The sequence below is a fragment of the Kouleothrix sp. 19917 genome (genome assembly GCF_057073505.1).
In genome coordinates, this window is sequence record NZ_CP097099.1 from 281,997 (window position 1) to 295,026 (window position 13,030).

At 66.1% G+C, this 13,030-nt stretch carries 8 protein-coding genes; 4 read left to right on the top strand and 4 right to left on the bottom strand.

All coding sequences use genetic code 11. The annotated features are described in order from the left end of the window. Window positions 1–34: 34 nt before the first annotated feature. A complete protein-coding gene (locus M1P90_RS01175; protein ID WP_483700812.1) occupies window positions 35–1,693 on the bottom strand; it encodes a protein kinase domain-containing protein in 1,659 nt (552 codons plus the stop codon). A gap of 208 nt (window positions 1,694–1,901) precedes the next feature. Then, entirely contained in the window at window positions 1,902–3,440 is a 1,539-nt protein-coding gene (locus M1P90_RS01180; protein WP_483700813.1) for a hypothetical protein, read from the bottom strand. Between the two features lie 291 nt (window positions 3,441–3,731). Here M1P90_RS01180 and M1P90_RS01185 point away from each other — a divergent pair, with 291 nt between their 5' ends. The 4 genes from M1P90_RS01185 to M1P90_RS01200 all read left to right on the top strand — a co-directional run bounded on the left by M1P90_RS01185 (window position 3,732) and on the right by M1P90_RS01200 (window position 10,713). Continuing rightward, window positions 3,732–5,108 carry an FAD-dependent oxidoreductase gene (locus M1P90_RS01185; RefSeq protein WP_483700814.1) on the top strand — a complete coding sequence of 459 codons (1,377 nt, stop codon included), beginning with the start codon at window positions 3,732–3,734 and terminating at the stop codon, window positions 5,106–5,108. Window positions 5,109–5,155: 47 nt separating this feature from the next. Beyond that, window positions 5,156–8,311: a protein kinase domain-containing protein gene (locus M1P90_RS01190; protein WP_483700815.1), complete on the top strand. Its 3,156-nt coding sequence runs from the start codon at window positions 5,156–5,158 to the stop codon at window positions 8,309–8,311. Window positions 8,312–8,423: 112 nt separating this feature from the next. Next, a complete protein-coding gene (locus M1P90_RS01195; RefSeq protein ID WP_483700816.1) occupies window positions 8,424–9,767 on the top strand; it encodes an FAD-dependent oxidoreductase in 1,344 nt (447 codons plus the stop codon). Between the two features lie 61 nt (window positions 9,768–9,828). Further along, window positions 9,829–10,713, top strand: coding sequence for an MBL fold metallo-hydrolase (locus M1P90_RS01200; protein WP_483700817.1), 885 nt, complete (start codon window positions 9,829–9,831; stop codon window positions 10,711–10,713). On the opposite strand, the gene M1P90_RS01205 is transcribed toward M1P90_RS01200, so the two are convergent. Then, on the bottom strand, window positions 10,710–11,504 hold the full coding sequence (locus M1P90_RS01205; protein WP_483700818.1) for a hypothetical protein: 795 nt from the start codon (window positions 11,502–11,504) through the stop codon (window positions 10,710–10,712). The two genes, M1P90_RS01200 and M1P90_RS01205, sit on opposite strands and share 4 nt — an antisense overlap. A 352-nt stretch (window positions 11,505–11,856) precedes the next feature. Further along, window positions 11,857–13,008: a L,D-transpeptidase gene (locus tag M1P90_RS01210; RefSeq protein ID WP_483700819.1), complete on the bottom strand. Its 1,152-nt coding sequence runs from the start codon at window positions 13,006–13,008 to the stop codon at window positions 11,857–11,859. Window positions 13,009–13,030 lie beyond the last annotated feature (22 nt).

Genomic DNA, 13,030 nt, shown 5'->3' on the forward strand with positions numbered 1-13,030 from the left:
TCGCAAATCATAAATCGTAAATCGTAAATTGTAGTTATCGCAGCTTCTGGCGGGCGAGGCGCAGCCCAACGTGCGCTTCCTCCAGGTCGGGGTTGAGCTTGAGCGCGGCATCGAACGAGGCCAGCGACTCCTTCGGGCGGCCCAGCTCGACCTGGCAGACGCCATAGCGCGCCCACGTCTCGGCCGAGCGCGGGTCGAGCTTGAGCGCCTCGCCATAGGCCTCGTGCGCGCGCTTGTGGCGCTCCTGCGCGTGCAGCGCGTCGCCCAGCAGCTGCCACGCCTGCGAGTCGAGCTTGTCGTACTCAATCGCCTTCTCGAAATATTCCTGCGCCTCGCGCTGCAGGTTCATTTTCTGCATCAGCTGGCCCTTTGCGCGCCACAGGTAGGGCGATTTTGGCGTGTACGACAGGCCCGTGTTATAGGCTTCGAGCGCCTTGGGCAGCAGCATCATGCCAGTCTGGATCTCGCCCAGCAAGCCGTAGAGCTGGCTGAACTCGTCGCGGCGCACGGCGCGGCGCAGCCCTTCGTTGGCGTCGTGGAGGGCTTCGTTGTACTGCCACAGCTTCAGCCGCGCCCGCGCCAGGTCGATCCACGCATCGGCGCGGTCGTCGTCGAGGCGGGCAGCCTGCCGGAAGCAGCCCAGCGCCTCGCTGTACTCGCCCATGTCCATGTGCGCGCGCCCGCGTTCGGCCATGCGTTCGCGCTCGGCGCTGTTTTGCTCGGGCCAGGTTTTGGTGTAGAAACCGCCGGCATAGGTGGCGCGCAGAGTCTGCAGCTCGTCTTCCACTTCGGCAAAGCTTTGGAAGCGCTCGGTGGGGCGTTTCGCCAGGCAGCGCAGCACGATTGAGCTGGCCTCGGGCGGCAGCTTGCCCTTCAGCGCGCGCGGGTCGGGCGCGGGTGTGCGCTGGTGCATGCGAATCAGCGACTCGTCACGCATTGAGTCGAACGGCAAGCGCCCGGTGAAGAACTCGTAGAGCATCACGCCAAAGGCGTAAATATCCGTCCACGGCCCAACGAAACCGGTGTCTTCGAGCAGCTCGGGGGCCATGTAAGGCAGCGTGCCGCCAATGCGATCCTTGGCGGCGGCCGTGGCGCGCAGGCGCATGACATGCTGGTTATGCGCGCGGTCGCGGGCGGCCCACTGCAGCATATTCGGCATCACGCGCGCCAGCCCGAAGTCGGTGACTTTCGCCTGCCCGTTCAGCGTCACCATAATATTGTCGGGCTTGATGTCGCGGTGCAGAATGCCAGCCTGATCGACCGCGTAGGTCATGCCGCGGCACACCTGGATGGCGTAGTCGAGCGCTTCCTGCAGCTCAAGGTGCCCGATCAGGGCGCGCAGCGGACCGCCGTGCACGTATTCCGCCACCACATGCGGCTTGCCCATGAACGTGCGCAGGTCGTAGGCGCGCACAATGTTCGGGTGGCTGCCCAGCCGAATCCACAGCTCGGCCTCGGTCTTGAAGCGGTTGATCGCTTCCTCATCCCACAAAAACTTGTTCTGGAAGGTCTTGATCGCCACCTGGTTGCGGCGCTGGCGGTCGTAGGCAATGTAGACAATGCCCATGAAGCCGCGGCGGGTCTTTTCGATCTCGTAGCGCTGCTCGATCACATCCCCAACGTTAAACTCGCGCCCAAGCTGCGCGCCTTTGTCGAGCGTGAGTTTCTTTTTGTTGAAGATGCGCCGGAACATCAATCAATCCTCGTCGCTGCGGGTGGGACATGTATCATACCATACCCCCGCCGCCGATACTCGGAGTCTATCGAAAGGCGTATGCGATACGCCCAGAGCAAGGGTGTATAGTGAGAGATACACCAGGACCAAGGGCGTATAGCGAGAGATACACCAGCATCAAGGGCGTATGCGATACGCCCGCACCCCATCCCCCATCCCCCGCTCCCTACCGCGCCTTCCGCACGAAGTAGATCGTCTGCGCGTCGTGGTAGCGCTCGTCCCACCCGCCGTCGGCGCGGGCGAAAGCCACCAGCGGCGCTTGCTGCCTGGCGTTCAATAATAGCCCGTCGATGTCGTACTTCTGCAAGAGCGCGGCGGCATTGTTCGCCTGGCCCAGGTTGATATAATCGCGCCACTGCGCAAACGGGTACAGCTCGATGCGCGTGTCCACAAACACGGGCTGCTCGGGCGCGGCCCAGATCAGGTAGGAGCCATACGCCTCGGTGTGGAACAGGCGGCGCGGTCGCTCGGGCTGGGCGCGCAGGAAATTCACCGCCGCCACGGGCGTGTCTTCCGAAACCAGCGCGCCCACCGCTGGCGGCAGATCGAGCGCGGGCTTGACCCACGGCAGCGCCAGCAGCACCAGCAGCGCCAGCACGCCAATCAGCGCCGCATTCAGCGCGGGCGAGCCGGCGAATGCGCGCGTGGGCGGGCGCTCGCGGCCCAGGCTGGCGGCCTGCACAATCAGCAGCGGCGTGGCGACCATGCCGAACCACACGACGTTGCGGCTCGCGCCGAGCGCCAGCCACAGAAACGCGCCAAACAAGAGCATATCGGCCAGCGGCGGGCGGCGGCGCGCATAGGCCAGCACCGCGCCGCACAGCATCAGGAACAGGAAGAAGATCACGCCCTCAAGATCGCGAATGGTCGGCGGCGCCCACTCGGTCACCAGCGTCGTCACGGAATTGCTGCCCAGCAGATTGCGCACATAGGTCAGCACGCCAAAGCCACGCGGGTTGAGCAGCATGGCGGCGGCGGTGAGCGCACCCCACAGCGCGAGCTGACCGAGGACGGAGGACGAAGGACGAAGGACTGTGGTTTCGCTGGCTGTTTGCTGGCTTTCGCCCCGCTCGAACAGCATGCCAGCAAACGTCAGCCCGATCAGCGCCAAGCCCAGCACAAAAGTGCCGTGAATATTCACCCACAGCGCCATCAGGGGCGGCAGCAGCCACAGACGGCGGCTCATGCCCAGGCGATACTCGGTCACAATCGTCAGAAAGGCGGCGAAGATCGGCAGGGCGTAGCTTTGCGGGCGCACGATCCAGTTCGTGAACGAGAGCGGCAGTGTCACCAGCAGCAGCAGCCCCACGCTCAGGCGCAGCCGCCCCGAGCGGCGAATGCACAGCCGCAGCAGCAGGCCATACGCCAGCGTGATCACCAGCGACTGTACCACCAGCAGCAGCGGAATGCCGCCGGCCTGGTAGAGCACATACATCAGCAATTGCGCCAGCCAGCCCTGGTTGAAAAACGGCTGCCCGGCCTGCGTGAACGAGAAGCTGTCGACGGCGGGGATTGCGCCCGTCGTGGCAATGATGCGCCCCGTAGCCATATGCCACCAGAAGTCGTTGGGCGGGATGGGCGTGAGCAGCGGACGCAGCGCAATCAGCAGCAGCGCCGTGGCGAGCCAGACGTGATCGAGCGTTGGGCCAGCACGCGCCGCGCGGCGGGCCGGGTTCGCAGTTGGTGCAGGTGTGTTTGTGAGCATTGCTGTGCTGGCGTTGCGCAGGCGCGGCCAGAATGTGGCGAATTCGTGGCAAAAGTATAGCACACGGTTTTTGGCGGTGCTGTGCCAGCTTTTACGCGGGATGGTAGAAAAACGGGCGGCTGGCCGCGCCACTGCTGCGCGCCCGTTCCAGCGCGCCAAAGTGGTATAATAGCGCGCATTCAGGCGGCGAACCCAGGGTTGGGCATCCGGCGCGCAGAAGCTGTGCGTAGTAGCACAAGCGCCTTCGGGCGCGGTGCTCTACGCCATGCGAGAACGAAACTGAGGAACAGAATGCGCGCAATCATTGCAGGGGCCGGGCCAGCCGGATTTGCCACGGCAAAATGGCTCAACGATCGCGGGTACGAGGTTGTGCTGCTCGAAAAACGCGCGGTGCCGGGCGGCAAGGTCTCGGCCTGGCGCGACGCCGACGGCGACTGGGTCGAAAGCGGTCTGCACGTTTTCTTCGGGGCCTACCATAACCTGCTGAACTTCCTGGCCGAATGCGGCCTGCACGATTCCTTCGACTGGAAGCCCGCCGAGATGGTGTTTATCACCCCCGGCCACCGGCTCGCGCCCATCCGCTTCATCCCCGGCCTGCCCGCGCCCCTGAATGGCCTGGCCGGCGTGGCTGCCAGCCCGCTGATGACCACGCCCGACAAGCTGCGCATGGCGCTTGGCCTGCTGCGGCCGATCTTCGGCTCGCAGGCGTATATCGACCAGCAGGACGACCAGACCTACGCATCCTGGCACCTGCGCCACGGCATGGGCCAGCGCACGCTCGACGATGTGATGCACACCATGGCGCTGGCGCTTAATTTCCAGCGCGCCGACCGGGTTTCGGCCAAGCTGGTGCTCACCGCGCTGCTCCACTTCGCGCAGGAAACCAACGCGCCCAAAATGGGCCTGGTGAAAGGCTCGCCGCACGAGCGCTTGTGGGCGCCGCTGATTGCCACGCTCGCAGGGCGTGGCGTGCGCGTGGAGCTGGGCCGCGCCGTCGAGCAGATCGTTTACGACCCGCTTCAGGAGCGCGTTGCGGGCTTTGCGCTCGACGACGGCAGCACGATCACTGGCGATGTGTATGTTTCGGCCATGCCGGTGCACAACCTGCGCAAACGCCTGCCGCCCGCCATGAAAGCCATGCCCGAGTTTGGCAACCTGCGCTTTCTGAAGGGCCAGCCGGTGGTGACGGCGGTGCTCTACTTCGACCGGGTGGTGACCGAGGTGAACAACCTGATGTTCAGCGCCGGCACCTGCCTGAGTGTCTACGCCGACCTGCCGCGCGTCTCGCCCGACTACCACACCGGGCGCGGCTCGATTGTCGAGCTGGTGGTTGCGCCGGCCGAGCAGCTGATCGGCGCGCCCGACGATGTGCTGCTCGAAACGGTGCTGGCCGATTTCTACCGCCTGCACCCGGCCGCGCGCGGCGCGCGCCTGCTCAAATATCACTTCGTGCGCATCCCCAACTCGGTCTACTCGGCGCGGCCCGGCACCGACCAGTATCGGCCCGACCAGGCCACGCCCGTGCCGAATTTCTTTCTGGCTGGCGATTACACGCGCCAGGAGTTCATGGCGTCGATTGAAGGCGCAGTTCGCAGCGCCCGGCGCGTTGTCGAACGGATCGATCAGGCGGTTGCCCAGCAGCCGCAGATGGTTGGAACGATACCATAGCGCCTGCTTCCGGCCCGGTCGTGCCGGCGGCGGCGAAGGAAAGCACTATGATCTTACCCGAGCGCATCGTCCACGGGCGCTACCGCGTGATCTACACGGTGGACGAGCGGCCCGGCTGCACCGTCTTTCGCGCGCGCGACGAGCAGACCAACCGGCTGGTGCTGATGGCGGCGCTGGCCGTCGCGGCGGGCGATCTGGAAGATGTCCAGCTGCTGGTGCGGCAGGTCGCAACCGTGCGCCACGACATGATTTTGCCCGTGCTCGACCATTTTGCCGAGGGCGAGCAGTATTTCGTCGTCTGCGAAGATCTGAGCGGGCAGGATGTTGAGCGCACGCTGCGCGCGCGGGGCACGCCCTTTGCCGAAGATTTTGTGCTGGGCCAGGCGCAGCGCCTGCTTGGCGCGCTGGAGCACCTCCACAGCCAGCGGCCGGCCTTGTTCCTGGGCGATCTGCTGGCCTCGGATTTACTCATTGGCGACGGCGGTGAGTGGCGGCTGACGCCCTTCGCCATGGTTCGCCCGATCGGCAGCGCGCCTTCGCCCTATCGTGCCCCCGAGCTCGACATCATCGGCGCCGAGCCAACCCCCACCAGCGACCTGTACGCGCTCACTGCCCTGCTCTACCAGGCGCTGAGCGGCTGGGCGCCACCAACCACGGCGCAGCGCCAGGCCGGCACGCCGCTGAATGGCCCGCGCGCGCTCAACCCGCAGCTTTCATCGCTGGCCGAGCAGGTGCTGCTGCGCGGCCTGCAGCTCAAGCCCGAAAATCGCTACCAGCTCCCAGCCGAAATGCGCATGTCGCTCGACATGGTGCAGATGATGGCTGGCCGCTCGCTTGGCGCGGAAGCCCCGCCCAGCACGCCCTTGAACCTCCAGCCCGTCAACGCCGCGCCCGCTGGCATGAACCCGCCGCTGGTGCTGCCGCCCACACCAGCCGCGCCGCCCACGCCAGCCGCGTCCTACTCGGCTGAACCCGCGCCGCCACCCTACCAGCCCGCGCAGCCGCCCAGCACCGGCGCAACCGTGCCGCTGCCCGCGCAGCCCTACCCAACCGGCGTTGGCGCGCCCGAGCCGGCCAAACGCAGCGGCTTTCGCACCGGCTGCCTGGTGACGATTGCGCTGCTGCTGGCGCTTTCGGCCATTGCGATCTGCGCGGCGCTGGCCTGGTTCCTGCCCGGCAGCCCGCTGCCCGCACTGCTGGGCTTTGAAGTCGTGCCGTCGGCGGTTGCCACCAGCGCGCCCGCCGCTGGGTCAGACGCCAGCAATGCGCCAACCGCGACCGGCGGCGACGGAGCGCCAGCCGCCAGCGGCTCGTTGCCCGCGCTCCAGCCGCTCGATCTCGGCGCGAGCGCGATCACGCTCGAAAATGCCAGCACCATCACGCAGACGCGCGAGATCACTGGGGCGGAAGTTGGCCCGGTGGCGTTTTCGCCCGACGGCAAGGCCATGGCGGTTGGCATCAGCAGCGTCATTCAGCTGCGCGACCCGCAAACCCTCAACCCAAGCAACCCGCCGGTGCTGTTCACCGGCCACACCGGCAAGCTGTTCACGCTGGCCTACTCGCCCGACGGCAAGCTGATCGCCTCGGGCGCAATTGACGAAAATACGGTGCGTGTGTGGGATGCCGCCACTGGCCAGCAGCTGCGCGCCCTTAGCGGCCACAGCGGCTGGATTCGGATTGTGGCGTTTTCGCCCGACGGCAAAACGCTGGCCTCGGGCAGCTTCGACACAAGCATCAAGCTGTGGGACCCCGCGACCGGCCAGCTGCTGCGCACCTTGCAGGGCCACGAAGGCTTTATCAGCACCATCGCCTTTTCGCCCGATGGCCGCTACCTCGCCAGCAGCGCCTCGGACGGCACCGTGCAGATGTGGGACGTTGCTTCTGGCGCGAAGCGCAGCGGATTTGCCTTTGAGCCCGCGCCCAACCTCAACACTGGCGCGCCGCTGTGGACCACCGGCCTGGCCTTTTCGCCCGACGGCAAGACGCTGGCGGTTGGCTCGGAAGACGGCTCGATTGTGCTGATCGATGCGGCAACGGGCATCGACCCACGCACACTGCGCGGCCACACCGGCATTGTGGTCAGCCGCGGCCTGCAATTCTCGCCCGACGGCAAGACCCTGGCTTCGGGCAGCTTCGACGGCACCGTGCGGCTGTGGGATGTGGCGAGCGGCGCGCAGCGCAGCGAGCTGCGGGCGCACGGCCTGCGCGTGCTGTCGCTCGCGTTTAGCCCCGACGGCGCGCACATTGCCTCGACCAGCGACCAGGGTGGCCAGCTCATTTTGTGGAACACCGCCAGCGGCGAAGCCGAGCGCAGCCTGCAAGTCGGCCAGGGCCTGGTCACGGCGCTGCACTTCTCGCCCGACGGCAACATCCTCGGCGCGGTGGGCTACAACGGCACCACGCGCCTGCACCTGCTCAAGCAAAACAGCCTCCGCACGCTGGCCGGCTCGGCGCAGGCGCTCAACTCGCTGGCCTTTCTTTCGAACACCCGCGCCGCCTCGATCTCGGATGAAGGCGACGTGGCGCTGCTTGATTTAAGCGCGGGCAATGGCGAAATCTTGCAGGGCATGCAGGGCAAAGCGATCAATATTGCCGCCTCGGCCGATGGCAAGCTGCTGGTGGCCGGCAGCGACACGGGCGCGATCACGCGCTGGGATGGCGCGACCGGCAAGGCGCAGCCCGCGCTCACCGGCGGCCAGCTTCCGCTGATCTACGGCCTGGCCGTTTCGCCCGACGGCGCGCTGATCGCCGCCGCCGGCCCGGCCCGCGACCCGCGCATCGAGATCTGGGATGCGGCTGGCGGCACGCTGCTGCATACGCTTGGCGATGGCGGCGTGCCAATTGCGGCAATGACGTTTCAGCCACGCGGCAACCTGCTTGGCGTCGCCACTCTCGACGGCAAGCTGCAATTGTGGGATGCCAAGTCTGGCGCGCTGGCCGCAACCATTGATGCGCCTCCCCAGCAGGGCCGCTTCTCCACTCTGGCCTTCAGCCCCGACGGCACGCTGCTGCTTACAGGCGCGCCCACCGGCGACATCGCCTTGTGGGATGCGCGCAGCGGCAAGCCCGTGGCCGCACTGCCCCCGCTCGATCGCAATCGCAGCGGCGTGTTCACCGCCACCTTCAGCGCGGATGGCGCGCAGCTCGCGCTTGGCCTGGGCGACCAGACCGTGCACGTGCTTGCGCTGCCGCCCGGCCGCTAGGCTGCTATTGCGCAACGGATCGCTCTTGCGGGCGATCCGTTTTGTTTTTTCCTGCGTAGGAACAAATTGTGCGGCGCAGTTCCAATCTGCTTGTGTTGTTATAGAGAGAATTATGCCAAAAACCGTAATCGTCGGCGGCGGGCTGGCCGGGCTGGCCACTGCCGTGAAGCTTCTGGATGCGGGAATCGATGTTGAGATCATCGAAAAGCGCGATGTCCTGGGCGGCAAAACCTCGTCGTGGCAAGATGCCGATGGCGACCATATCGAAAGCGGGCTGCACTGCTATTTCCGCTGCTACAAAGAGCTGCTGCCCTTTTTTCGCCACGTCGGCGTCTACGACAATATTCGCTGGAAGGAACACACCTTCCTGATTGCGCGGCCCGGCGGCAAGCACGCGCGCCTGCACTTCCCGGCTGTTCCCGCGCCGCTGAACGGCATGCTCGCCTTCACCAACAACGACCTGTTCACGCCCTGGGAAAAGATCAGCAATCTGTTCGGCCTCGCCACCACGTGGATCGGCACGCTCGACTACATCAAAACGCTGGATGACATGAGCTTTCGCGAGTGGCGGGTGCGCCACCGCATTGCCGAGGGCGTGGAGCGCAAGCTGTGGAACGCGATCTGCCTGTCGCTGGGCTTTATTGGCGCGGAAGACATGAGCGCCCGCCCAATGGCGACGATCTTCCACTACTTCGCCACGGTCGCCGACGCCTCGCAGTTTGGCACGCTGGATGGTTCGCCCAACGAGCGCATTTTCAAGCCAATTGCCGAATGGATCGTGCGGCGTGGCGGCACCCTGCGCACGGGCGCGCGCGCCAGCGCCGTTGAGCTGGAACATGGCGGCGTGGCGGGCATTCGCCTGGAAGATGGCACGCTGGCGCGGGGCGACGCCTATGTGCTGGCCGCGCCAGTGCATTCGGCCCGCCAGCTTCTGCCCAACAGCCTGCGCAGCGTGGCCTATTTCAACAACCTGTGGAAGCTGCGCTCGGTGCCGACGATCAACGTCCAGCTCTGGTTCGACCGCTATGTCACCACGGTCGACAACTTCTGGTTTACGTCGGATGCCTGCTTCTCGGTGTTTGGCGACCTGGCGCTCACCAGCCCGCTCCAGTACGACCGGCACGGCGGCTCGATGGTGGAAATGTGTGTTGCGCCAGCCGCGCCCTTCTGGCAGCGCAGCAACGCCGAAATTGTCGAGCTGTGCCGCAGCGACCTGGCGCGCCTGTGGCCCGAGGTGAATGGCGCAACGCTGATCAAAGGCACTGCCACGCGCATCCCGAACTCGCTCTACCGCGAAGAGCCCGGCGCCGATCGCTACCGCCCCGATCAGCGCTCGCCGGTGGCGAACCTGTTTCTGGCCGGCGACTGGACTGCGCAGGATTATATGGCCTCGATGGAAGGGGCCGTGCAGAGCGCGCGCCGCGCCGCCGACTATGTCACGGATTATTTGACATAAAGGCGCTGGCATTCCGATCAGGTGGCGTTTCGGCCCCGCGCACGATGCGGCGCGGCGCGCCATGCGCGATACTATTGCTATATTCGCCGCCGGCCGCGCCGTGCTGCCGGCCAGCAAAGGAGCAGCGATGAACGCGCCAGTCTGCGCCACCTGCGGCACGCAATTCCCGCCCCAGGCCGGCCTGCCCGATAATTGCCCGATCTGCGACGACGAGCGCCAGTATGTTGGCAGCCAGGGCCAGCAGTGGACCAGCCTGTCTGCGCTGCGGGCCGAGCGCCACAACCGCATCGAGGACCACGAGCCCCGGCTCACGGGCATTGGCACCGAGCCGAAATTTGGCATTGGCCAGCGCGCGCTGCTGGTGCAAACCCCGCAGGGCAATGTGCTGTGGGAATGCATTACGCTGATCGACGACGCGACTGTGGCGGCGGTGCACGCGCTTGGCGGCATCAGCGCCATTGCCATTTCGCACCCGCACTACTACTCGGCTATGGTGGAATGGAGCCAGGCCTTTGGCGGTGTGCCGATATACCTCCACGCCGCCGACCGCGAGCATGTTGCGCGCCCCGACCCGGCGATTACCTTTTGGGAAGGCGATAGGCTGGCGCTGCCGGGCGGCCTGACGCTGATCCACTGCGGCGGGCATTTTGCCGGCAGCGCCGTGCTGCACTGGCCAGCGGGCGCGGAAGGGCGCGGCGCGCTGCTCACCGGCGACACCATTCAGGTCGTGCAGGATCGGCGCTGGGTGAGCTTTATGCGCAGCTACCCGAACCTCATTCCCCTGCCGGCCCGCGCCGTCCAGCACATTGTTGATTCGGTCGAGCCCTATGCCTACGACCGCATCTACGGCGCGTGGTGGGAAACCGTGGTTGCGCACGATGCCAAACAGGCCGTCCGTGCCTCAGCCGAGCGCTACATTCGCGCGCTGGAAGGCACCGGCTTCTAACGGTCGGCGGGCAGCAGTGGCGGCTCGGGCTGCCAGATGCGCGTGGCTGGCTGAATGCCCAGATAGTACAGGGCGATTGCGCCGCTGAAGATCACAATGCCGGTTGCAACCACCAGCCGCAGCAGGTGCTCGGGCTGGACATTGGCGAAGTGCTGGAGAAACGGCACGATCAGCACGCTGTCGTAGGCCAGAAAGCCAAGCAGCTGGCCGCGCGCATTCGCCCATGCCGGCCGCGCAAGCGCATAGCAGAAATACAGCGCCATACCCAGAAATACCCAGCCATACATCACCGACGCTTCGGGCGCGAGTGGCCAGGGCAGCGTGTTCGGCACCTGCAGCAGCAGGCCCGCGCCAACCAGCGCCAGCACAGCAATTTCGATCACAAAGGCAAGCCGCAGCATGCGCGTGAGCGGCTGCGGGTCGGCCGGCGCGTGGCGCGCGGCGCGGCCCAGCCCGACCAGCAAGGCCACCAGCAGCCATGCCGCCACCCCAAAGCCCAGCGCAGGCGCGGTGCCACGCGCAGCCAGCACAAAGGCGTAGCTGCCCATTGCCCCAAACATCAGCCCGAAGCCAAGCGCATAGCCCGCCATGCCGCGCAGATCGCCAGATACGCCCGCCCACAGCAGTGGCATGGCCGCGCCCGCCAGAATCGCCGCAATGAAAAGGTAGGAAAGGTGCGTGTCGGCAATTGGCCAGAGCGCCGTGGCCCAGGGCTGCTGCCAGCTAAAGCCAGCCGCCAGCACAAGCGCGCCGGCCCCGCCAGCCAGCATGGCGATTCGTAAGGTTCGCATAACAGGTCCTTTCAACTATGGGGCAGAACAGCATCTGCGCCGCCCGGCCACGTGCTCCTTCTTGCCTGCAACTGTACTGCGCGCTTCTCGGCGCAGTGTCGAATCGCCCACCTGGCGCGCAACCTGCACGACAGCGGGCACAAAAAACGGAGCGAGGCATGCGCCCGCTCCGCTTTCTATCGCCGAGAGCAAAATAGTTGAGCCACAGAGAGCACAGAGTGTCAGGCAATCTCGAACTTCTGTGGCTCAGTTAATCTGAAATCTGCTCGCGAGTATTATCAAGCACCCAATGCCGAAATATTGAATCACCAAACCCTATGCCCCAACCCCCACCCCCTGCGCTGAAAGCGCACTAATACGTCACCCGCACCGGCGTGCCAACCGACGCCCAGGCGTACAGCCACGCCGCCGCCTTGAGAGGCAGGTTCACGCAGCCGTGCGAAAGGCGCGCGCCTGTGCCAAAGCGGTTGTGCCAGTAGGTGCCGTGCAGCGCCACGCCGCCATTGAAATACATCACATTCGGCACATTTGGCACGATCCAGTATTCGCCGTTGGTCACGCCATCCATGGTTTGCTTGGGCAGCTTGGTATAGATCGCGTAGGTGCCGGTGGGCGTTTCCATGCCGTCGCGCCCGGTCGACACTGGCGCGTCGAACACGATCTCGTCGCCTTCGTAGGCATACATCCACTGCTTGCTCAGGTTCACCACAATCGAACGGCTGTCGCCACTGCTGGGGCGGCGCGGCTGCGCCACTGGCGGCGCGGCTGCGGGTGGCGCAACCACCGGCGCGGCGGTTGGGCGCGGCGGGTTGAGCGGCGCAATGTCGGGGCCCTGCGCCGCGCCCGGCCCATACGACGCATAGCCGATATTGCCAACTGGCGCGGTATCTACCCCCTGAATTGCCGCCAGCGCCGCGCCCAGATCGCCCACCAGCACGCTGTCGTCGGCGCTCATTCCGGCTTCGCGCTCGAGCCGGGCGCGCTCGAAATACTGCACCTGCCGCCGGCCCGCAGCGGTCATTTCCCACAGCGGCTCGCTGATTGGCGGGCCAAAAAACTCCGCGCCGCCGCCCGCCCGCCAGAAGCTCAGGAACGGCTCGCGCAGGGTGTGGCCAGTGTCGGCGAACACCTGCTCGCCAGCAATAGGCTTGTGCGGCGGCGCGGCAGGGAAGCGCTTCCAGGTGGCGCTGGCGAACTCCGCGCCCACGCGGCCAGTGCGCACCTGCGTGCTGCCGTCAGCAGCGGCGTACTGCTCCAGCCGCCCGCGCTCGAAATATTGCTGCGCCGCGCCTGCATCGCCCGACGCCTCGGCAACCGGGAAGCCCAGCAGTTGCTCGCCATTGTGTGCCTGCCAGAAAGCCAGAAAGCCCTGATCGTTGGTGAGATGGTGGCCGGTGCGCGGGAAGAAGAACGGCCCGTCCTGCGCGCGTGCCAGCGGCGTGCCCCAGCCTGCCAGCACGAGCATTGCCGTGCAAAGCGCGACAAGCAAACGGCGTTTGAACATTGGCCACCTCAATAATATGGCT